Source organism: Salinirubellus litoreus, assembly GCF_037335815.1.
Classification (GTDB): Archaea; Halobacteriota; Halobacteria; order Halobacteriales; family Haloarculaceae; genus Salinirubellus; species Salinirubellus litoreus.
In genome coordinates this window covers 342,567-362,454 of sequence record NZ_CP147842.1, presented here as the reverse complement: position 1 = coordinate 362,454, position 19,888 = coordinate 342,567, and the positions used below count along the sequence as shown (strand labels likewise).

The 19,888-nt window shown below is 64.8% G+C and carries 14 protein-coding genes; 9 read left to right on the top strand and 5 right to left on the bottom strand.

Features of this window, described 5'->3' with window-relative positions; genetic code table 11:
- Positions 1-165 precede the first annotated feature (165 nt).
- Positions 166-1,602 carry an amidase gene (locus WDJ58_RS24635; RefSeq protein ID WP_338918246.1) on the top strand — a complete coding sequence of 479 codons (1,437 nt, stop codon included), beginning with the start codon at positions 166-168 and terminating at the stop codon, positions 1,600-1,602.
- Between the two features lie 119 nt (positions 1,603-1,721).
- On the opposite strand, the gene WDJ58_RS24630 is transcribed toward WDJ58_RS24635, so the two are convergent.
- Together WDJ58_RS24630 and WDJ58_RS24625 are read right to left on the bottom strand one after the other, a co-directional pair.
- Complete coding sequence (locus tag WDJ58_RS24630) at positions 1,722-3,440, bottom strand: Coenzyme F420 hydrogenase/dehydrogenase, beta subunit C-terminal domain (protein WP_338918245.1); 1,719 nt, start codon at positions 3,438-3,440, stop codon at positions 1,722-1,724.
- On the bottom strand, positions 3,433-5,139 hold the full coding sequence (locus WDJ58_RS24625) for a nitrite/sulfite reductase (protein ID WP_338918244.1): 1,707 nt from the start codon (positions 5,137-5,139) through the stop codon (positions 3,433-3,435). The genes WDJ58_RS24630 and WDJ58_RS24625 overlap by 8 nt, the downstream gene beginning before the upstream one ends.
- A 576-nt stretch (positions 5,140-5,715) precedes the next feature.
- Here WDJ58_RS24625 and WDJ58_RS24620 point away from each other — a divergent pair.
- The 4 genes from WDJ58_RS24620 to WDJ58_RS24605 all read left to right on the top strand — a co-directional run bounded on the left by WDJ58_RS24620 (position 5,716) and on the right by WDJ58_RS24605 (position 9,396).
- Complete coding sequence (locus WDJ58_RS24620) at positions 5,716-6,825, top strand: DUF3179 domain-containing protein (protein WP_338918243.1); 1,110 nt, start codon at positions 5,716-5,718, stop codon at positions 6,823-6,825.
- On the top strand, positions 6,812-7,411 hold the full coding sequence (locus tag WDJ58_RS24615) for a hypothetical protein (protein WP_338918242.1): 600 nt from the start codon (positions 6,812-6,814) through the stop codon (positions 7,409-7,411). The genes WDJ58_RS24620 and WDJ58_RS24615 overlap by 14 nt, the downstream gene beginning before the upstream one ends.
- A gap of 514 nt (positions 7,412-7,925) precedes the next feature.
- Positions 7,926-8,423 (top strand): histidine kinase, encoded by a 498-nt coding sequence (locus WDJ58_RS24610; protein ID WP_338918241.1) that lies wholly within the window; start codon positions 7,926-7,928, stop codon positions 8,421-8,423.
- Between the two features lie 592 nt (positions 8,424-9,015).
- Positions 9,016-9,396 carry a winged helix-turn-helix transcriptional regulator gene (locus WDJ58_RS24605; RefSeq protein WP_338918240.1) on the top strand — a complete coding sequence of 127 codons (381 nt, stop codon included), beginning with the start codon at positions 9,016-9,018 and terminating at the stop codon, positions 9,394-9,396.
- A 260-nt stretch (positions 9,397-9,656) separates the two neighbouring features.
- Here the strand turns inward: WDJ58_RS24605 and WDJ58_RS24600 are convergent, their stop codons facing one another.
- On the bottom strand, positions 9,657-11,846 hold the full coding sequence (locus WDJ58_RS24600) for a cupredoxin domain-containing protein (RefSeq protein ID WP_338918239.1): 2,190 nt from the start codon (positions 11,844-11,846) through the stop codon (positions 9,657-9,659).
- 346 nt (positions 11,847-12,192) lie between these two features.
- Here WDJ58_RS24600 and WDJ58_RS24595 point away from each other — a divergent pair, with 346 nt between their 5' ends.
- Complete coding sequence (locus tag WDJ58_RS24595) at positions 12,193-12,579, top strand: helix-turn-helix domain-containing protein (protein WP_338918238.1); 387 nt, start codon at positions 12,193-12,195, stop codon at positions 12,577-12,579.
- A gap of 168 nt (positions 12,580-12,747) precedes the next feature.
- Here the strand turns inward: WDJ58_RS24595 and artA are convergent, their stop codons facing one another.
- Entirely contained in the window at positions 12,748-13,671 is a 924-nt protein-coding gene (gene artA / locus WDJ58_RS24590; RefSeq protein WP_338918237.1) for an archaeosortase A, read from the bottom strand.
- Between the two features lie 319 nt (positions 13,672-13,990).
- On the bottom strand, positions 13,991-15,013 hold the full coding sequence (locus tag WDJ58_RS24585) for a succinylglutamate desuccinylase/aspartoacylase family protein (protein WP_338918236.1): 1,023 nt from the start codon (positions 15,011-15,013) through the stop codon (positions 13,991-13,993).
- A 227-nt stretch (positions 15,014-15,240) separates the two neighbouring features.
- Between WDJ58_RS24585 and WDJ58_RS24580 the strand changes: the two genes are divergently transcribed.
- From WDJ58_RS24580 to WDJ58_RS24570, 3 genes are all read left to right on the top strand, one after another.
- Complete coding sequence (locus WDJ58_RS24580; RefSeq protein WP_338918235.1) at positions 15,241-16,515, top strand: RimK/LysX family protein; 1,275 nt, start codon at positions 15,241-15,243, stop codon at positions 16,513-16,515.
- Between the two features lie 180 nt (positions 16,516-16,695).
- Positions 16,696-16,947 (top strand): hypothetical protein, encoded by a 252-nt coding sequence (locus WDJ58_RS24575; protein ID WP_338918234.1) that lies wholly within the window; start codon positions 16,696-16,698, stop codon positions 16,945-16,947.
- Between the two features lie 79 nt (positions 16,948-17,026).
- Entirely contained in the window at positions 17,027-19,801 is a 2,775-nt protein-coding gene (locus WDJ58_RS24570) for a bacterio-opsin activator domain-containing protein (protein WP_338918232.1), read from the top strand.
- Positions 19,802-19,888 lie beyond the last annotated feature (87 nt).

Below are 19,888 nucleotides of genomic sequence, written 5' to 3'. Positions count from 1 at the left end.
CTTTACTCACGAACGAGGGAACGTCCCCGTCCGGCGTGTGTCATCGGTTCCAGACGCTACTATAGGCACTCCCCTTTGTTTCGATCTATTCATCCCCTGGTGACGTAACTGCTTGCCGTCGCTGATACGCTCGGTCTTTTTAAATTCCCGATCCCATGATCGTTCATGGTTGACAGCCGGTTCACGTCCGCTGGACAGCTCGCCGAACAGATACGGGACGGGGAACGGGCTCCCACGGACGTCATCGACGAGTGTCTGGAACGAATCGAAGACCGTAACGCTCGGACGAACGCGTTCGTGACCATCGCCGCGGAGGATGCTCGTGAAGCCGCCCAAGATGCCGAGCGCGCGGTCGAGGACGGGGAGGAACTCGGTCCCCTTCACGGGGTCCCCATCGCCGTCAAAGACCTGAACGAGACGGCCGGGATCCGGACGACCTTCGGTTCGCCGCTGTTCGCGGACAACGTCCCGGACGCCGACGACATCCTCGTGAAGCGGATGAAAGAGGCCGGAGCGATCGTCGTCGGTAAGACGAATACTCCCGAGTTCGGCCACAAGGGGACGACCGACAATCCGGTGTTCGGCGCGACTGGAACGCCCTACGACCCGACTCGGACTGCGGGAGGGTCCTCCGGCGGCTCCGCGGCTGCCGTTGCCGACGGTCTCGTCCCGATCGCGCAGGGATCCGATGGGGGTGGCTCGATCCGTATCCCAGCGAGTTGCTGCAACGTCGTCGGGCTCAAACCCTCCTTCGGTCGCGTCCCGTCGGATTCCCGCCCTGACGGGTTCGGCCATACGCCGTTCGGGCAGGCCGGCCCGCTCGCTCGGACGGTCGAGGACGCCGCCCTGCTCTGCTCCGTCCTGGCCGGGCCGTCGGGCACGGATCCGTTCTCTCTGCCGGAGGACGGCACGGACTTCCTCGGTGCCGTGGACGTACCGGTCGACGACGTCAAAGTAGCCTATAGTCCGGATCTGGGCGTCTTCCCGCTCGAAGATCGAGTACGAGACGTCGTCGACGACGCCGTCGACGATCTCTCGAGTGTCGTGGCGACCGTGGACCGGGTCGATCCGGAGTTCGAACACGACCGGGAGACGATGCTGGAGTCGTGGATGACCGGCTACAGGGTCGGCATGGCCGAGCGCGCGAGCGTGCTCGCCGAGCACGGCCGCGACCCGTTCGACCGCCGCGAGGAGCTCACGCCGGAGGTCATCGAAGGGATGGAGGCCGGAATGGGGTATTCCGCAGTCGAGTACAAGCGGTCAGATATCGTCCGTACGGACGTCTTCGACGCCGTTCAGGTGGTCTTCGATGAGTACGATATGTTGCTCACCGCTACTGTCGCTCTCCCTCCCTTCGACACCGAGATGCTCGGTCCGGACGAAGTCGCGGGCGAATCGGTCCATCCCCTGTACGGGTGGTTTCTCACCTGGCCGTTCAACATGACCGACCATCCCGCCGCGTCAGTTCCTGCCGGATTCGCCGATGGGCTCCCGGTCGGACTGCAGCTCGTCGGACCGCGGTTCGACGACGAACGCGTCATCTCGATCGCTGCAGCACTGGAACGTGTTCGTCCGTGGGCGGATAGATCCCCTCCGGAGTGACACATGTGAAAGATCGGTGGGAGGACTCGAGCACACTATCACTTGTTGGTGGTCTTAAGTAGATTCTGGACGCGGTGACGGAACCAGCGGAAAGAATCGACCACTCAGCACGAGCCCTCTCAGTGGTCGGCCTCGTGGGGGTTCAGCTCGGTGCCGTAGTGTTCGGCGTGTTCGCTGTACTCGATGAACCGCGGGGCGTCGGGGTCGAACGGTCGTTTCAACGATTCGAACGCCTTCTTCTTGTCCCAGCCCTGGAGCTTGCCGACCGCGCTCCGGTCCTCCAGGTCGTGGTAGTCCAGGTCCGGAGCGGTCAGATCCCAGGCGTCCAGCCCCGGCTCGGTGCGGACGATTACCGAGGAGTACTCCTCACTCGACCCCACCGAGCCGACCGTGAGGTCCGCACAGTAGCCGGTGAAGTCCGCACACTCGTCGCAGCCCTTGAGCGCCGCGCCGTGGAAGTTCTCGACGTCCTCCTCCAGGATCATCTCCCCGTCGCGGTCGTAGACCATCATCTTCCCGTGGAGGACGTCCATCTTCCCGATGTCCGCCCGGTCGATGGCACGCTCCTCCTCGATCAGGTCGCCGACCAGCCGATAGTAGTTGAAGTTCTTCGTGCACATCAGGGCGATGGTGTAGTCGACAGCCCTGACGCCGGCCTCCTCGGCGCCGTACTCCCACTCGAAGTCCTGCAGCGCCCGGATTCCCTCGATCTCGCAGGGGGTTCCCACGAGCGCCAGCGAGAGGTCCTTGGGGTCCTTATCAGGAAGTTTGTGCTCCCACCGGTCGAGTCCGAGGTTCCCGAGCGCCATCGTCTGGTTGTAGAAGCTCCCGGCGTTCTCGATCAGCTCCTCGGGGGTGGTGGCGAGGAACGCCTCGGCCTTCCAGGGTTCGTCCTCCGATTCGGTCGCGACGAGCGCGCCGTCGATCTCCCCCGCTTCCAGCAGGTGGATCAGGACGGAGGTCACGACGCCGCCGTCCTGTGCGCCCTCGCGCCACTCCTCCTCGACCCTCGCCGAGAACTCCGTGATGGGGTCGCCCGCCCCCTTCACGTTGTCCTCGCCGCCGGTGATCTTCCACTGGCGCTCGTAGCGGAGCCCCCCGCGGGGACAGAAGTCCCAGCAGAGCGAACAGCCCGTACACATCTTGACGAGTTCGGGCAGGCCGTCCTCGCCGACACCGATGGAGTCGGAGGGACAGGACGCAACGCAGGTCCCACACTGAATACAGCGGTCGGCGTCGATGACCGCCTCGTCCAGTTCCATGAACCACGTCTTGTCCTCCGGCGTCTCAATGTCGTTCATCTCCCGGCGGATCGAGTAGTCCGGCGTGTCTAGGTCCACCCCGTCGGGAACCTGGACCCGTCTGTCCGGCCGATCGTCGTACACGTCCTGACTCCGTCCCTCCGTGGGCGGGGTGAATTCCAGGTCACCGAGGCTCCCCTCGCCGTCGACGTTCTTCGGGGGCGCACCCCCGTCGGCGACCGGCCGGTTCGCTCTCCGGTCCCCGCTCTCGTCGCAGGCGCATGCGGACCCGCAGCCACAGCCCCTGTCCGAGCGTGGGCTTCCCTCGTTTCTCCTGACCGATCCGTTCGACTGGGAGTCGCCGTCGACTCGGCGGAACCTAATGGGCTTGAGCCGCTCGCGACCCTCGCTCCCGGGGCCGCCGTGGCCGTACCCGCCACCCTGCGGGACGCCGAGCGCGGGCTTCTCCTCCTCCGGTACGTCCGGGACGCGGGGGAACGGCTTCGATCCGGACCGCTTGCGCTCGTCCGTCCCCTCGACCAGTTCGGGCGCCGCGTCGGCGGGTGCGTTTACCGGCTGGTCGCCCTCGTCAGTCATCGGCTGCCACACCTCCGGCGACGTTCGCCTCGGCGCCCTGCATCACCCGACGGAGCCGGTCGTTACCGACGCGCCGGCACCACTCGTAGAACCGCTCGCCGTCCTCGCGCTCCTCGCTGAAGGCCGCGAACAGCTCCTCCAGGGCCGGGATCACCGCGCTCGCTGGCACGGCGTTCTCCACCCAGTCGAGGAACTCGTTGTCGGCGCCGAGCGACCCGCCGAGGCCGAAGTCCATCCCCTCGACGATGTTGTCGCCCTCCTCGTTCGTCGTCCCCTCGGGGTCGTCGATCTTGACCGTCTCCCCGCGGAACCCGATGTCCGCGATCTGTGGCTGGGCACAGGAGGCCGAGCAGCCCGACATGTGCATCCGGATGACCTCGAGGTCCTCGGGCGTCTCGACCCGGCGGTCGAGCGCCTTCGCCCACCGTCGCACTCGTCTCTTCGTCTCGATGATGCCGTAGTTGCAGAACTCCGAGCCCGTGCAGCCGACCGCACCCCGGGAGAACGGCCCCGGGTCCGGCCGGTACTTCCGGGCGAACGGTTCGTCGGTGAGGTCCTCGACCCGCCCGTCGGGGACGTGCGTGAGGAGGAAGTTCTGGTCGGTGGCCAACCGAACGGACGCCTCGTCGGTGCCGTACTCGCGGGCGACGCGGGCGGCCTCGGCGAACTCCTCGCCGCCCATCCGGCCGGCGATAACGTTGAACCCGACGTAGTTCAGGTCATCCCGCTTCTGGGGGTGGACGCCGATGTGGTCGCCGCGATACCCCTCCGTGAGGTCCGTCCCTCGCGTCGGGAGGTCGACGCTACAGCGGTCACGGACGGCCTCCTCGAACTTCGGTGGACTCATCTGCTGGACGAGGTAGCGCATCCGGCAGACCCCTCGATTATTGCGGTCACCGAGCTCCTTGAACGTCTGTGCGACGGCGCGGCAGAACTCGACGGTGTCCTCCGGTCTGACGAAGACGTCGAGGTCCGAGGCCATTCGCGGGCCGTCCGAGAGCCCGCCGCCGACCCGGACGTGGAAGCCGTAGTACTCGCTATCCTCGAGTCGCTTTCGTGCCGGAACGAGCCCGACGTCGTTGATCTGGGACTGCGCGCAGTCCTGCCGGCAGCCGGTGACGGTCATCTTGAACTTCCGGGGGAGGTTCGCGTACTCGCGGTTCCCGGTGAAGAAGTCCGAGACTGCCTCGACGACGGGCTGTGCGTCGAAGCACTCGTGGTCGTCGAGGCCGGCCGCGGGACAGCCGAGCACGTTCCGGGCGCTGTCGCCACAGCCTTGGACGGTAGTGAGTCCGACCTCGTCGTACCGCTCCCAGATCTCGGGGACGTCCTCGATCTCGATCCAGTGCATCTGGACGTCCTGTCTGGTAGTGATGTCGAGGAACGCGTCGCCCCAGACCTCGTTCTGGTCCTCGCCGCCGTACTCATCGGGGGCAGTGGCGAACTCGTCGGCGACCTCGCCGATCACCTCGGCCTGATCGGGGGTGAGGTATCCTCCCGGAACCTTCGTCCTGAGCATGAAGTAACCACGCTGTCGGCCGTGGGCGTACAGCCCGGCCCACTTCAGGCGCTCCCATTCACCGTCGCCGGCCCGCTCCTCGATCTCGTTGAACGTGAGCCCGCCCTCGGCGTACTCTCTGACGTCTTCGACCACGTCTAGCGGGTGTTTCTCCTGTTTCCATCGCTCTACCGTATTCATGCGGGATCACCTGTGACACCCCATGGGTGCCTATCTGCCCCACGTTACCGTACCTCCCCGTAAGTCGCTCCCTGTCCCGGCCGCGCCTGTCGTGGTTCCTCGGAACAGGACGGAATTGCTGGTATCCGGTCGAACAGTTCGACCCTCGATCCTGACGATAGATGGCTTTCTAAGGGGATTAATCGGCAGAATTCGGCGTTCTAATCGGACAACGTCAGACCAGGGTGTGTCACATCATCCCGTAACCCTCACCTCCTGGGAAATCCTCCCCAGTCAGGCGGTTTCGTAGTCGGTCTGTAGATCGAATTGCCGGAGTATATCGCCTGTTTGTGGGAAGCGGTGACCGTGGTGTTTATCGCCTGCCCTGTACTCTTCCCTCCACTACTGCAAAGCGGCCCGGGTGGATCGAACAGGATAGTGGACACTCACCGCTCCCAAAGGACGATATTGTAGCTCGTCGGGAAGCAGTCACCCCCTACTGGCTCCTGCGTCGTGGTGAGGGGTACCTGCTGGTTTGGGTACGAGAACCGCACAGGCAATCAAGCGTTATTCCCGTCTCGACCGTCGTGTACGGTGATGCGATCCACTCGACGCCAGTTCGTCGCGGCCGCCGGCCTCGCTGCGCTCGCGGGGTGTACCGGGAGCGCCGACTCGGGGCCGGGCGGCGGGCCCACCCCGACAGCAGAGCCGAGTGGCGACGAGTCGACGGCGACCGCCGACGGGGCCGTGCCGACCGCCGAGACGGCCCTGCCGCTGCCGATGGCTCCCGAGGAGCTCGAGTCGCTCGCGGTCTCGGGCGGGCCGTCCAAGGACGGGATCCCCTCGATCGACGACCCATCGTTCGTCGGCCCCGACGACGTCGACTTCCTCGAGCCCGGCGACCCCGTCTTCGGCGTCGCCCGGAACGGCGTCGTCAAAGCGTATCCCCAGAAGATCCTCGTCCAGCACGAGATCGTCAACGATCGTCTCGGTGACCTCCCGGTCGCGGTGACCTACTGCCCACTGACCGGCACCGTCCAGGGGTTCGAGCGCGGCCGGACGACCTTCGGCGTCTCCGGGCGACTGATCAACAACAACCTCATCATGTACGACCGGGCGACGGAGGCCTGGTGGCCACAGATCCTCGCCACCTCGATCCCCGGCCCGTGGAACGAGGCACCCGGGACCAGCTCGTTACGGGAGTTCAGACTGGTGTGGACGAGCTGGGAGCAGTGGCAGACGGTCCATCCCAAGACGCAGGTCCTCTCGACGTCGACCGGCTTCGCGAGGAACTACGGCCGGGACCCGTACGGCTCGTACAATCCACCGAAGGGGTACTACGCGAGCGAGAACACGCTGTTCGAGCCGCTCTCCGAGGACGATCGGTTCAGCAAGAAACGCGTCTTCATGGGTGCCCGCACCGCCGACGGAGCCGTGGCGTTCGACAAGTCCACCCTCCTCGACGAGGGGGTCATGAGGGGTGAACTCGGCGGGACACCAGCCGTCGCAGTTGCCGACTCCCGGTTCGACACCGGGTACGTCTATCTGAACCCCGAGGAACGGGCCGTCGGGCTCGACGACGGTTCGGTCCGGGTCGGTGACTCGTCGTACAGTCCGGACGATCTCCCGCTCACGCGGATCCACACGTTCGACGCGATGTGGTTCGCCTGGCACGGCTACTACCCCGAGACCAATGTCTACGCGTAGGAGCTCACCACTCGGTCGGTTCGAGGAGGCCCTCTCCCGGACGTTCGGAGCCACGATGGCGGTCCTCCGTCGTCGTGATTCGGCACTCGTCGTCGCCGGGACGGCGGCCGGGTACCTCCTGGTCTACCTGTACGCCCTAGGGCACCTGGCACCGGGGCTGGGCGGGTTCGACGTGACGGTCGTCCCGGGGGCGCTCGCGAAGTTCTTCCGGCCGGAACTGGGGCCGTTCTCGTTCACTCCGGTGGTACAGGTGTCGGCCGGCCCGGTGACCTATCTGTTCTCGCTAAACACGGTGCTGGGGCTCGGACTCGCCGTGCTGGTCGGTCTCAACCTCGGTCTGACGTATCTCGCGTGGCGACAGCCGGCGGCCTGCGGGGTCGGGTCCTCCTCCTCGGGCTTTCTCGCGAGCATCCCGGCAGTCCTCTCCGGGACAGCCTGCTGTGGCCCCGTCGTGCTCATCCTCCTCGGCATCCAGGCGTCCGGGATCGTCGTGACGGCGTTCCAGTTCCTCCTGCCGGTCGCCGTCGTGCTGTTGCTCGGGAGTCTCGTGCTGGTCGGACGGCAGGTCGATCCGACCAGGCTGTAGACCCCCTTCGGCGAAATTTCAGTGGCAGGCACGCGTGACATGACTCGTCGGTTCGCTCGAGGTCGGCCGGTCCGACGCGGCGATCTGGTCTCTTTTTCCATCGGCTCATCCCGCGACGAACCGTTCTCGGATCGGAACGAGAGGGCTCGATCGACGTGATAGTATCCCAGCCACAGCGTACCGACGGAAGCCGATCCTGTCGAACAGGTCGCTCACGGGCCCGGATACGATCTTCGTGTATGCCGTGCTCTCGGAGCGGATATTCGTGCCTTTCCCGTTCGTGCTAGATACACACAGAAGGGACGAACACCTATCTGATTCGTGCGGGAACCGGTGACATGGCGATCCAAGATACCAGTGCGATCGGCAGAGTAGCGCGACTGGAGTGGGAAGTACACACTCAAGAGGGAACAGCCGCGCTGGCAGCACCCCCAGTCGTCGGAGCACGCTCCGCGGATGAGCAACGTCTCGTCGGGGACCGTCTCCGAGGAACGAACAACACCTACCGCATCCGATGAGTCTCACCAACGATCAGAACTCGGAGACCGGGGACGAGACGACGGATCCGTTCGGGGCGACCTGGGCCTGGAAAGGCGGCGCGGTCACCGGACTCCTCGCCACGGTCGTGATGGGGGTATTCATCAGCGTCATGAACCTGCCGACGCTGCAGGTCGCGATCGCCGGGCTCTACGGTCAGACGGGAAATCTCTTCGCCGGCTGGTTCGCCCATCTGGTGCACGGAACGCTGTTCGGGATGATCTTCGCACTCGTGTTAGCGGACCCCGGTCTGTACAGAGTCACCGAGTGGTACTGGAAAACGATCGTCGCCGGCGTCGTCTTCGGGATGATGCTCGCCATCGTCGGCGCTGGGATTATTATGCCCATCTGGCTGGGCTTTGCTGGGTTCCCCACGCCGCCGTCGATCCCGAACGTCACCAGGCCCATGCTCATCTGGCATCTGATTTACGGCCTCGTGCTCGGAGGACTCTTTCCGGTGCTACACGATCTATAATCGAGTCCTGGCACCGGTTTCATCCGAATGTAGTATCGACTCTAATAGCTATATTTTTCTAATTATTCTCAGAGGACAACACGGTTGATCCGGCGGGATCATTCGTGGAGGTTGGGGGATGAGACAGACCAACCGGAGCGATTAAACGGCGGATTTTCCGGTCGCACGTTTTTGGCTCGGAATCGTGGTAAGACTCCAGTAGCGTTTGGTACCAATGACACACACCGGACCGGAACGGTCCCCCCGTCGGTAAATAAAAGACTTCCAAACGTTACTATAGGGGCAGCCACGCGAAGAATCGGGGCCAATTCCGGATGTCCGAAATCAGGTGAGCCGAGAGTAACCCGATTACGTTTACACGAGTACGTTCGTAATACGCAGACGTGTGTCCCGTGCGTCCGTGCGTCGGCCATGTCTCGTTCGGTCAGAGGTGTCTAAGGGCCCTCCGCTCGGAGCCCCGCTGGTGTTTTGCGAACTCGTCCCCTTCCTTGTTTCGTTCACTCGTTAGAGCGAGTTCGCGGTCGGACACGTTACTATTCGTCACCCGGTATCTACCAGTAACCATTATCCTCTCTCGGTCGATTCGATAGTTATGGAAGACGGGCGAGAGGAGACTGACCCGATCGAGCAACTCGAAGTCTGGTGTGCCGGTGAGGACTGGTGTCCGGTCACGACCACAGCGACATTCATCGGCAAGAAATGGCATCCGGTCATAATCCATCGCCTCCTCGAAAACGGGCCCTGTGGGTTCAACGAACTCCAGGCGGAGGTCGACGGTATCTCGAGCAAGGTCCTCTCCGAGAGCCTCGAAGACCTCGGGGAGAAACAGCTCGTAGAACGGACCGTAGTCAGCGAAAAACCGTTTCGGGTGCAGTACTCGCTCTCGCATCACGGTCGATCGCTCGAACCGGTGATTTACGCGATGCGGGACTGGGGGCTCGAACACCTCGCTGAGCCAGCAGAAGAGATCTGATCGACCGCCTGAGGACTCCCTCTCGCTCTCACTACAGCGACCTGATAGTAGGCGTAACGTTATCCGGGTAGTTGGAACCGATCGAGTTCCCAGTAGAATGGGACTCTGTGCTACCGTTTCGATTACCCTCACTCCGGCCCCACTCTACTCGCTTGCCCGAGCCCGAAGCCGAGTTGGGGACGAGAGTCCGGCGGTGTGGTCTCGATACGGGGACCATGTCCGCCGGAGCGATACCGAAGGGATGGGCAGTCGTGTGTCCCCTACTGCGGCGTGTCGGTCGTCCCGGGAACGCCCCGCCCCTGGTAGAACTCACCGCCCCACTGGCTGATCCAGATGTCCTGGTTGGCGAGGTAGAGGGCCTCGGCCGTGTAGAACCGGTCGTCGGTCACCGACCACTCGCCGCTCTCGGTGTCGTACTCTATCTCGCCGTTGTAGACGGCAGCCTGGCCGTGTTCCCCCCCGGCAGCGGGCGGGAGCGGGAGGGTGTGTTCGGCGTTCTCGTCCCGCGATGGCGGGCGCTCGGCTCGCTGGAGGCGACCGCGATTGAACGTCTCGTCGAAGTACCGCGCGTAGACGTCCTTGACGTCCATCCCGAGGACAGCGTCGGCGGCGTTGAGGCCCCCGGTGACGTCGCCGGCGTCCCGGGCGGTCATCGCGTAGGTCGTATCGCCCTCGCCGGTGGCAAAGGTGCTGGCGTCCTCGTCCCACAGCTCCTCGAGCAGGTATCCGAGCACGTCTTCGGCGGTCCCGGTGTGATCGACACCGTCGAGCTGTGAGGCCCACGCCAGCCCCTGGGCAACGATGCCCTGGGTGGCCGCCTGGTTGGCCGCACCGTTTTCGACCATCCCGTTGCCCGCGAGGTTCTCCTCGACGACGGCGGCGAGCCCGTCCGCGTAGTCGGCGGCCGCCGATCGGAGATCGTCACTCCCGGCCTGGGGACCGTAGTAGCCGACCGCCCCGAGCATCAGCCCGACCGAGCGGGTCGACTCCTGGTCGGCGACGGCCGCGGGCTCGAACAGGTCCATCGTCGTCCGGGCGGTGCCGTCGGTGATCTCCTGGATGCCGACCGGAGGGTCGAAGACGCCGTCGCTGTCGGCGTCCTTCGGGATGAGCGGGCGCGGGTTGACGTAGCCGAACCAGCCGTTCTGCGCGAGACTCGTCATGTCCGAGAGGAACCACAGCATCGCCGCGTGGTGGTGCGGGCGACGGGTCTCGTCCTCGATCCGCCCCTCGGCTGGTCGATACTCGGAGAGCAGCTCCCATGTGTTCTCGTGGGTCAGCGCGCCGTTCCCACGGGATCCGCCGACGAGAAGCGCCGCGTTGATCCCGACCTGTGCGAGCGTCGTGAGCAACTGTGCGCGGAACTTCGGGGCCATCTCCGACGGCAGGACGTCGAAGTGGTTCTCGAAGTTCTTCGCCCAGGTGACCCCCTTGAGGTGGGTCCAGGCCAGCGAGGAGGGGCTCACGACCCCCGAGGACTTCGACTTGTCCCACGCGAGGGTGGACGCGTCCGGCCGCCCGTCATCGCCTGCGAGCACCGGCTGCTGGGTGAAGTGCGGATCGCCCTCGGTGAACGCCGCGAAGATCAGGTTCGGGTCCTTGATCGGCGGCCGCTCGGCGTCGGCGTTCTCGAGCATCGCCGGCAGCCGCTGGTCGCGCATCTCCGCCATCTGATCGTTGAGCGGGAAGGGGACGCCGTTGCCGGCCATCGCGATGTTCGTACTCATGTTGTACAGCGAGTACCAGTAGGAGTCCCAGGTGGCGTCGGTCCAGGCGTAGCTCGGCCCCCCGTCACCGCCGCCACCGCCGCCGATTCCGGCGACGTCTAGCAGGCGACCGAGGTTCTCGGCGGCCGCCCCGCTGAGGTCGGTGATCTCGGAGACGCCGGGGCCGCCCTGGGATCCCTCGACGACGACGAGTCCGACCATCCCGAGGCCCTCGTGGGGAGTGCAGTAGTAGTTGTGAACGCCAGGGGTCTCGAAGGTGTGCTCGAACGTCTCGCCGCCCTCGAGCACCCCCGAGTCGAACGCCGTCGCGTCCTCGGGCACGCGGTGTGGCCTGTCGTTGTCGCGGTGGTAGGCCGTCACGGAGTGGGACGCCCCCTCGATGTTCCAGGTGAGCGTCGTTCCGGCCTCCACCCAGACGACGGCGGGGGTGAAGACGAACTGACCGGCCCCCTGATCCGAGTCGAGGGTCGCCGCACGAATGCTCGTGTCCGACTGGAGGTCGTCGGGACCGCCGAGCACGTCGGCACCCGGGGGTGCGCCGCCCGGGGACGACGTCTCCGCCGAAGACCCCTCGGTCGCCGTTGCGGTCCGCTCCGGTGTCGCGGTCGCGGCGTCGGTCGGTTCGTCCGTCCCGCCGCCAGTGTCGGGGCTGCTCCCGGAGCACCCGGCGATCGAGGTCGCGATTGCGAGGCTGCCGAGTCTCAGCACGGTCCTTCGGTCCATATCCGACTCGTCCACGCGACCACGATTAGTCGTGCCCCGGTCGTGTGGCGGTGTGGCCTGGGCGCATATCCGCAAGGCCGCCGAGGACCTACGATCTAGCTGACCCTATAGTGGTGTTTGAATGTCTTTATTCGCCGGCAGGGGAGCATCCTGGTCCGGAGTGAGTTATCGGTCCCAAACGCTACTACACGTCCGGATTCGTATTCCCGGCGAGAGCCCGTCCGCAGCAGAGCCACCGACCGGGGTTAACGGCTGGACCAGTTGCCGGGGAATCGACGGAGACCGCTCGGGCGAGAGCCGTGCGCACGCGCGCCGGAATATTAATAGACGACAGTGAACCGGAGGTATGAGTACAAACCCGGACCCGGAGCGCTTTCGAGATCTCATGCTCGGGAACGAACCGGGGTTCGAAGACGTGATGGCGTGCGTGTTCGGCATCCAGCGCCACGAGGCCCGGATGTATCTCACGCTGCTCGAAGCACCCGGCAGTACGGCAGCCGAACTCGCCGAGACCGTCGACCGCGACCGTTCGAACGTCAACCGCTCGCTCACGACCCTCCGGGAGAAGGATCTCGCTTCCCGCGAGCGTCGACTACTCGACTCGGGAGGGCACGTCTACCAGTACACTGCTACGCCGGTCGAGGAGGCCCGGAGTCTGATGAACGAGACGCTCGACGAGTGGTGCGGCTACGTCCACGAACTCATCGACGATTTCGGTGCCGATTCGGTGTGACCGGGGAGCCTATGCTACAGTAGCGTTTGGAGGTCGTTACTCACGGACGGGGGGACCGTCCACCGTCAGGCATGGGTCATCGGTTGCAAACGTACTATAGCTGCCAGCGGCTATCGTCAGACAAGTCGAATATGTCAATCTATCTCCCATCGATGATCCACCGTCGGTTCACGGCTGTCGTGGGAGGTTCAGTGCATCAGCGAGATCGTACTCTCTACGTGTGAGCAAGTAGAGGGTGTCCTCGACGACCTGAAGCAGTTCGGGGAGTTCGCGCAGAACGAGATACGTGACCGCGACTAGCGCGACGACCGCGAGACTCTGACTGACGACCCTGTCCGAGAGGTAAAACGAGACCATGTACGGGTCCGACCCGCCGAAGAGGAGTAGCACCTCGTCGACGAACCACTGCATATACTGCTTCCCGAAGACGAGGGCGATGAACGTGGTCCGCACGAGGTTCAGGGCGTAGATGACGGGAACTGCGACAGCGAGGGCCCGGAGTTTCCGGCCGAACGGGGCGTCGGCGGCTGCGATGAGGCCGGCGAAGATCGAGATGCTCCCCAACCCCGTGCAGGCGAGGATCAGCGAGAACAGGATGACGTGTCCCTCTGGCGTAACGAACCTGAACGTGTTCAGCAGGCCCGTGTCGCCGGTCACGAGCACCGGTTCGTAGCCGAGAACCTCGATCACCCACTCCGTTTGTGCGGTAACCAAGCGGATCAACACCGTCCGTGGCGCAGGGATAGTCGTTCCCCCGACCACGACCGCCGGGATGGTCTGGAAGGGGAGGTAGATCAGTCCCATCCACGCCACGGAACGCGAGAGCGTGACGAGCGAGTCACGCCCCCCGTAGAGATGGTACCCGGCGTACCAGCAGAGCGGGACGGCGAGCAGCGCGCCGAACCCCTCGACGAAACTCTTCTGAACGAACGCGAAGTGGGGGACGAGTTGGAGCCAGAAGAGCCCGAATACCCCCCAGGCGACGGTTAGCACTCGCCGACCGGTTTCGCGTCGGCGGGGCCATAGTGCTACACCGGTGAGGAAGATGACGACAGCAGCCCACGCGAGTCCGTCGGAGACGAGTCCGAGCATTAACCGGCCGTTACGGCGCCAAAGCCAAACATGTACCGCTCTACTCCCCGGCTGCTCCCGTTCAGTATGAACCGGAGCCTAACCGATGGGGAGAGCATATCGGAGCGTTCTCCACGAACCATTCATTTGTAAGTCCAGCGCGTGGCGTGGTCGGGCCGGTCCTGCCGGTCGTATGAACCCTCGTGGATCCGATCCTCGATCAGAGGACCGATCCACGTTCGGTCGAGCGACTGGGGACGTACGGCGCCGGTCGTACGGAACGGCCGCATTCGATAGGATCAAACGACGAACGCTCTTCCACCAGGGATTTCAGGGCGGTTCATCCGTGTGTACGCCCCGCTTTCGCTTCGATGATCCGCTCCTGTACGGTGCCGATCTTGACGAAGGGGCAGAGCGGATTCCCCGGATAGACCACCGGGTTCTCGAGGACGCCGACGAGAAGACCAGTACAGGGTGCCTCCACGACAGTCGCCTCCGATTTGAACGGGTTCGTAATTTGGAAGATAGTCTCTCCCTCGTGAACGAGATCGCCACGTTCGTAGTTCATCTCGACGAGTCCACCGACGTCGGCTCTGAGCCACGTTTTCTCACCCCACCCATCGATGATCGTTCGCCATCCCGGCCACCGAACTGTCTCCTGCTGGTAGATCCCGTACTCGGCGAAGACGCTTCGGACCCCTTCGAGAGCGTGATCGATCAACTCTCGTTCGAACCGATGTGCCTCACCCATCTCTAACGTGATCACTGGCACTCCGTCCTCCGTCGCCTCCCGGCGGAGCGTCCCAGACGACCCCTCGCCGGCGATGATGAGATTCGTCCCGAACGCGCGTGCGAGTCTGGCCGCATCCTTGTCGTCCATGTCGGCGCGGACGTGGAACACGTTCGTCCGTCCACGCGTCGAGATGTGAAAGTCGAGGCCGAAGTCACAGGGGGCGATGAAGTTCTGATAGATTCGGTGGGCGGTCCGGTTCGAACTCGTACTGTTCCGTTTTCCAGGAAAGGAGCGGTTGAGATCCCGGTCGTAGATCGGAAGGTACCGTTCCTGTGCAGTGAATCCCTGTACGTTCAGCACGGGGAGACAGACGATCGTTCCGCAGACGTCCGTGTGATCCCACTCCTGTGCGACTTCCCGAAAGACCTCGATCCCATTGAGTTCGTCGCCGTGGACCGCCGCGGAAAGAAGCGCAGTCTGGCCGGGTCGTGACCCGTTGATGATCGTGACCGGGATCCGAACCGGATCCCCGAGGTACGTTTCGCTGACCGCGTAGCGGAGTTTCTCGATCTCTCCCGGTTCGACCTGCCCGCCATCGAAAGTGAATGGCTCGGACTGCTGGTCGCTCATCGGTCATCGACTTCCGTCCGAGTACGGATTAAACGAATAGAGTGCGTGTAATCACCTTGCACGGCCGACGAACTCGTAATAGTCGACACTCACGATGGTGGCGGTAGGCACCGTCCATGACGAGCGCTTCTCCCGATTCAGCGCGATCGGAGCGGACGGCGGAGACGGTCCGGTCCGCCAGCGTCGATCGCTCCGAGACGACGTCCGGAACGAGACGAGTCGGTGTCTTGAGTACACACAACAGCAAGGAGACCAAGTCGATCCTGAACGCCGTTCGAACGCTGGGCCACGAGCCGGTCTGGATCCGCGACGAGAACGTCTGCTCGTGGATCGAGGACGGGAGCGTCCGTGTTTCACCTCGAGTGGACGTGCTCGTGAATCGGCTGCTCCTCACGAAGAGCGACCAACAGCTCGAGGATCTCCAGCTCGCTGCCCTCTACGAGGACACGGTGCCGGTGATCAACCCGCCACAGGCGGTCGCGAAGACGCTCCACAAGTACCGAGCCGGAGCGAAGCTCGCGGCAGCCGGGCTCCCCGTTCAGGACGCGTATTTCGGACGCTCTTCGCGAACCTTCGAGGCATGGCCGGAGTACCTGCCCGACGAGGCCGCCCACAAACCTACCATCGGGACCAACGGACGGCGGCTGTCGATCGTCTCGCCGGATGAGGCCGTCGGGGCCAGGATCGCCGATCGGCGCTCGTTCGTCCAGGAGTTCCTGGAGGGTTCGGACGACCGGCCTTCGGACGTTCGGGTGTACGTGGTCGGTGGGGAGATCGTCGGCGCGATGCGTCGCCACGCGCCGGAGGGTGACTGGCGGACGTACGTTGCCCTCGGGGGTGAGGTCGAGGGCGTGACCGACCAACTCGGGAGGGCGCCCAGCCGTCTCGCAGTGGAGGCGACGAGTGTACTCGGGCTGGACCTCGCCGGCGTCGATCTGATGCCGGTCGACGGGGAGTGGTACATCCTCGAGGTCAACGCGACGGCTGGATTCAAGGGGTTGTTCACCGCGACAGGTGTCTCCGTCGCGCCGCACATCGCCAAGTTGGCTATCGAGCGTGCCGGCGGTAGCATCGGGGCGTCGGAAGTCACCGACCTCGAATCGACGCTCGACGATTCCGTCCCCGGCTGCAAACCGCCGCTCGCCGACGAGCGGGAAGACGACGTTCTCGGGTACACGACCCGGGTCCGGCTTAGCGGGCGAGACGGCACCGAACGGGCGGTAGCCAAGTCGGATACGGGTGCCAAGCGGACGAGCATCGATACCGAACTCGCCGGCCGGATCGGCACCGGGCCGCTTGTCGGTACGATGGAGGTCCGATCGGGACCCGGTAACGGCACCGAGGCGCAGCCGCTCGTCGACGTGGATCTGCGGCTGAACGGTCAGTGGCGGACCATCACGGCAAGTATCACCGACCGGTCGCAGATGACCTATCCGGTGCTCCTCGGCCGGGACGTCCTCGAGGAGTACACGCTTGACATCAGCCGGACAGTCGAAGAATAGCCGAGATGAGCACGAACCGAGCCGGGAGCAGAGGACGACGGACCGAACCGGCAACCGGGACGTTCGTCCAGAGACCGGGGACAGTCGTCCGGAGAGGCGACCGCTGGTGGTCCCGGAATATCGGTCGAAAACGCCTGGTTGGGTCGGATCAGTAATACTATGACGCTGATGAGACGGACCGTGTTGGAGCACCTCGCGACGGCGAGCGATGCCGACCGCCGCGATACGACGACCGTCGGGACGCTCGCGCTGGTGCTCGATGCCGGGAGACACGAGGTCGAAACCCACCTGTACGGGTTGGCGGCCTGTGAGCTGGCGCGGATCTACCCCCGCGGCCGGGTGCGGGTGACAGTCACTGGCGAGGAGTTCCTCAACCTCGAGACCGAGGGGGCAGCACTCGTAGATCCCTCGCCGACTTCGCTAAACGAATAAAAAGGGCCCGGAGCCGGTTCCTCCTGGTACCAACGTGCTTAGGTAGGTATTTTTACTGTTCACTCACTCTGTATCGAGTATGTCGATCACTCGCACGGGGGAGGACACGTTTTTCCACGACATCCTCGAGAGTCTCGAGACCGGTCTCGTCGTCGTCGACGGGTCGGGAACGATCGTGTTCAGCAATGATGCCGCCGCAGAGCTCGTCGGTCGCTCGGCCGCGAGGCTGTCGGGCCGGCCCCTTGATGATCTGTTCGTCGACGAGGACGGTGGTGTCATGAGAAAAGTCAGGGAGGCTGCACGGTCCGATGCTGGACCCCTCAACGAGGCTTCGACTGCCCGCCTCGTCGACGCCGACGGCAGTCGTCTCCCCGTCCGGATCGAGGTCGGGACGACCGATCACGACGGGCAACAACACTACACGCTCTCGTTGACGGCGCCGCTACGGCAGACCGGGCCACAGCCGCTCGATCGGACGGAGGATGTCCTCAGAGGGGTCTTCGAGGAAAGCAACGACGGGCTGCTCGTGATCGACCCGACCGCCGACCGGGTCCTCGATTGCAACGGCCGGGCCTGTGAACTGTTCGGGTGCGAACGCGAGGACCTGCTCACCCAACAACCGGGCGATCTCCTCCCGCATGACCTAGAGTCTCTCCTGGAGTTCGCGGAGACCGGTCGGCGAGTGACCGGGGAGCTCGACTGCTGTACGGACAGGGACGGGCGACCGACCGTGGAAATCACGCTCTCGCTCTTTTCGGTCGGTGAGCACCGTCACGTACTGGTCCACCTCCGAGACGTCACCGAGCATCAAGAGCGCGAGGCACGGCTGCGCCGTCGGTCCGAGGCGATGGACGCCGCCCCGAACGGTATCGCGATCCTCGACGAGGACCGCGAGTTCGTCTACGTCAATCGGGCTCACGCGGAGGTGTACGGCCACGACTCGGGGTCAGACCTCGTCGGCGAGTCGTGGGAGACCCTCTACGGGGCTGAGGAAGCCAGACGGTTCCGCTGGGACGTCCTCCCGACCGTCCACGAGGAGGGAGCGTGGCGCGGCGAGGCGACCGGACGGCGCACCGACGGCTCGACGTTCCCGCAGGAGGTCTCCATTAGTCGGCTCGACGACGGCGGACACGTCTGTGTCGTCCGTGACGTCAGCGAATCCCGCCGACGGACACGCGGTCTGGATCTACTCAACCGGGCCAGTCGCGACCTTTCGCAGGCACGCACCGCCGAGGCGGTCGCGGGGACCGCGGTCGAGACTGCCGCAGATCTCCTCGGAACCGACGTCGCCTGTGTCCGGCTGTTCGACCGGGACTCGAACTCGTTCGAACCGGTGGCGATGACCGACGGTGCCTCGGAGCTGGTCGAGTCCCGTCCGGCATTCGACCTGAAATCCACGCTCGCCGGCCGGGCGTATCGGGCCGGCGAGCCGGTACTCGACCGACCGGATCCCGACGACCCGTTCGTCGAGACGCCGGACTGGGGGAGCATTCACCTCCCGCTGGGCGAGTACGGGACCCTCACCCTCCTCACCGGTGCTGGGGAGACCCTCTCTACAGCGGATCGACGGCTGGCGGAGACGCTTGCGGAGACGGTCACAGCCGACCTCGAACGGGTCGAACGCGAACGTGAGCTCCGCGAGAGCGAGCGGGCCGTTCGCGAACAGCGCGACAGGCTCACCTCGCTCAACCGGGTCAACGAACTCGTCCAGGACCTCATTGGGGAGCTCATCGAAGCGCCCACGCGAGAGGAACTCGAGCAGGGGATCTGCGAACGACTCGCCGACACTGACCGGTACCAGGGGGCGTGGCTCGCAGAAACGGACGTTAGTGGCGACTGGCGAGTGCTCAAGGCGAGTGCCGGACTCCCCGAGGGGTACCGCACGCTCGTCGAACAACTGCCGCTCGAACAGGTCGACGACGGGGTCGTCGCCCGGGCCGCCGAGACCGGCGAGTTCAGCGTTGCCTGTGACTACTGGACCGACGGCACGCCGGGGGGCGGCGACAAAGAGCCGACCCGCGTGGAGTCGACCGCTGCTGTACCGCTGAGCTATGGGGATCGCCTCTACGGCGTCCTGGTCCTGAAGACCGACGAGTCCGATGCGTTCGGTCCCGAGATCCGTTCGGGCCTGGAGGTGTTGGGTGACACGATCGGCTTCGCCATCCACGCCGTCGAGAACCGGCGTCTGCTGCTCTCCGACGAGGTCGTTGAACTCGAGTTCGAGGTAACCGACGAACGGTGTCTCGCCGTCGATGTCTCCAAAGAACTCGACTGTTACGCGGCCATCGAGCAGGCCTTACTCACCCGGGAGGGGAACCACCTCTGCTACCTGCGAGTCGACGGGGTGGATCCGGAGACGGCCGTGGCCGTGACGGCCGAGGCGACAGCGGTCGCGGACTGCCGGGTGGTCGACGAGTACGAGGACGGCTGTCTCCTCGAGGTCCGCAAGACCGAATCCGGCGCCGAGGTGATGATGGACGTCGGCGCGACCATCACGACCGCCACGGCGAAAGACGGTGTCGGAACGCTCGTGGTCGAGGCGCCGCCGGACGCCGACATCCGGGAGGTCATCGACGGGTACACCGCCCGGAACCCCGAGTCGTCGCTGGTCGCCAAGCGGGAGGTCGACCGGGGCGCACGGACGACGAGTTCCGTCCGCGAACGACTACAAGAGCAACTCACCGAGAAGCAGGAATCGGCGCTCACTGCGGCCTACTACGCCGGCTACTACGACTGGCCGCGAGGGAGCACGGCCGAGGAGCTCGCCGAGTCGCTGGACGTCGCCTCCGCCACCCTTCACCAGCACCTCCGTGCAGCCGAGCGGAAGTTACTGGCCGCCGTCCTCAAGGATTGATCACAGCGGGGGTACTCGACTCCCGTCTGTTCGAGCTCGTTTTCAATCGCCTGCGTGTTCGTCCACGGCCATGTCTTCTCGCCGTCG

Coding starts and splice junctions, on each gene's coding strand:
- WDJ58_RS24605 (WP_338918240.1), top strand. CDS start 9,016: ATGGAAGACGGGCGAGAGGAGACTGACCCGATCGAGCAACTCGAAGTC.
- WDJ58_RS24585 (WP_338918236.1), bottom strand. CDS start 15,013: ATGAGCGACCAGCAGTCCGAGCCATTCACTTTCGATGGCGGGCAGGTC.
- WDJ58_RS24595 (WP_338918238.1), top strand. CDS start 12,193: ATGAGTACAAACCCGGACCCGGAGCGCTTTCGAGATCTCATGCTCGGG.
- WDJ58_RS24620 (WP_338918243.1), top strand. CDS start 5,716: ATGCGATCCACTCGACGCCAGTTCGTCGCGGCCGCCGGCCTCGCTGCG.
- WDJ58_RS24630 (WP_338918245.1), bottom strand. CDS start 3,440: ATGACTGACGAGGGCGACCAGCCGGTAAACGCACCCGCCGACGCGGCG.
- WDJ58_RS24625 (WP_338918244.1), bottom strand. CDS start 5,139: ATGAATACGGTAGAGCGATGGAAACAGGAGAAACACCCGCTAGACGTG.
- artA (WP_338918237.1), bottom strand. CDS start 13,671: ATGCTCGGACTCGTCTCCGACGGACTCGCGTGGGCTGCTGTCGTCATC.
- WDJ58_RS24635 (WP_338918246.1), top strand. CDS start 166: ATGGTTGACAGCCGGTTCACGTCCGCTGGACAGCTCGCCGAACAGATA.
- WDJ58_RS24570 (WP_338918232.1), top strand. CDS start 17,027: ATGTCGATCACTCGCACGGGGGAGGACACGTTTTTCCACGACATCCTC.
- WDJ58_RS24615 (WP_338918242.1), top strand. CDS start 6,812: ATGTCTACGCGTAGGAGCTCACCACTCGGTCGGTTCGAGGAGGCCCTC.
- WDJ58_RS24600 (WP_338918239.1), bottom strand. CDS start 11,846: ATGGACCGAAGGACCGTGCTGAGACTCGGCAGCCTCGCAATCGCGACC.
- WDJ58_RS24610 (WP_338918241.1), top strand. CDS start 7,926: ATGAGTCTCACCAACGATCAGAACTCGGAGACCGGGGACGAGACGACG.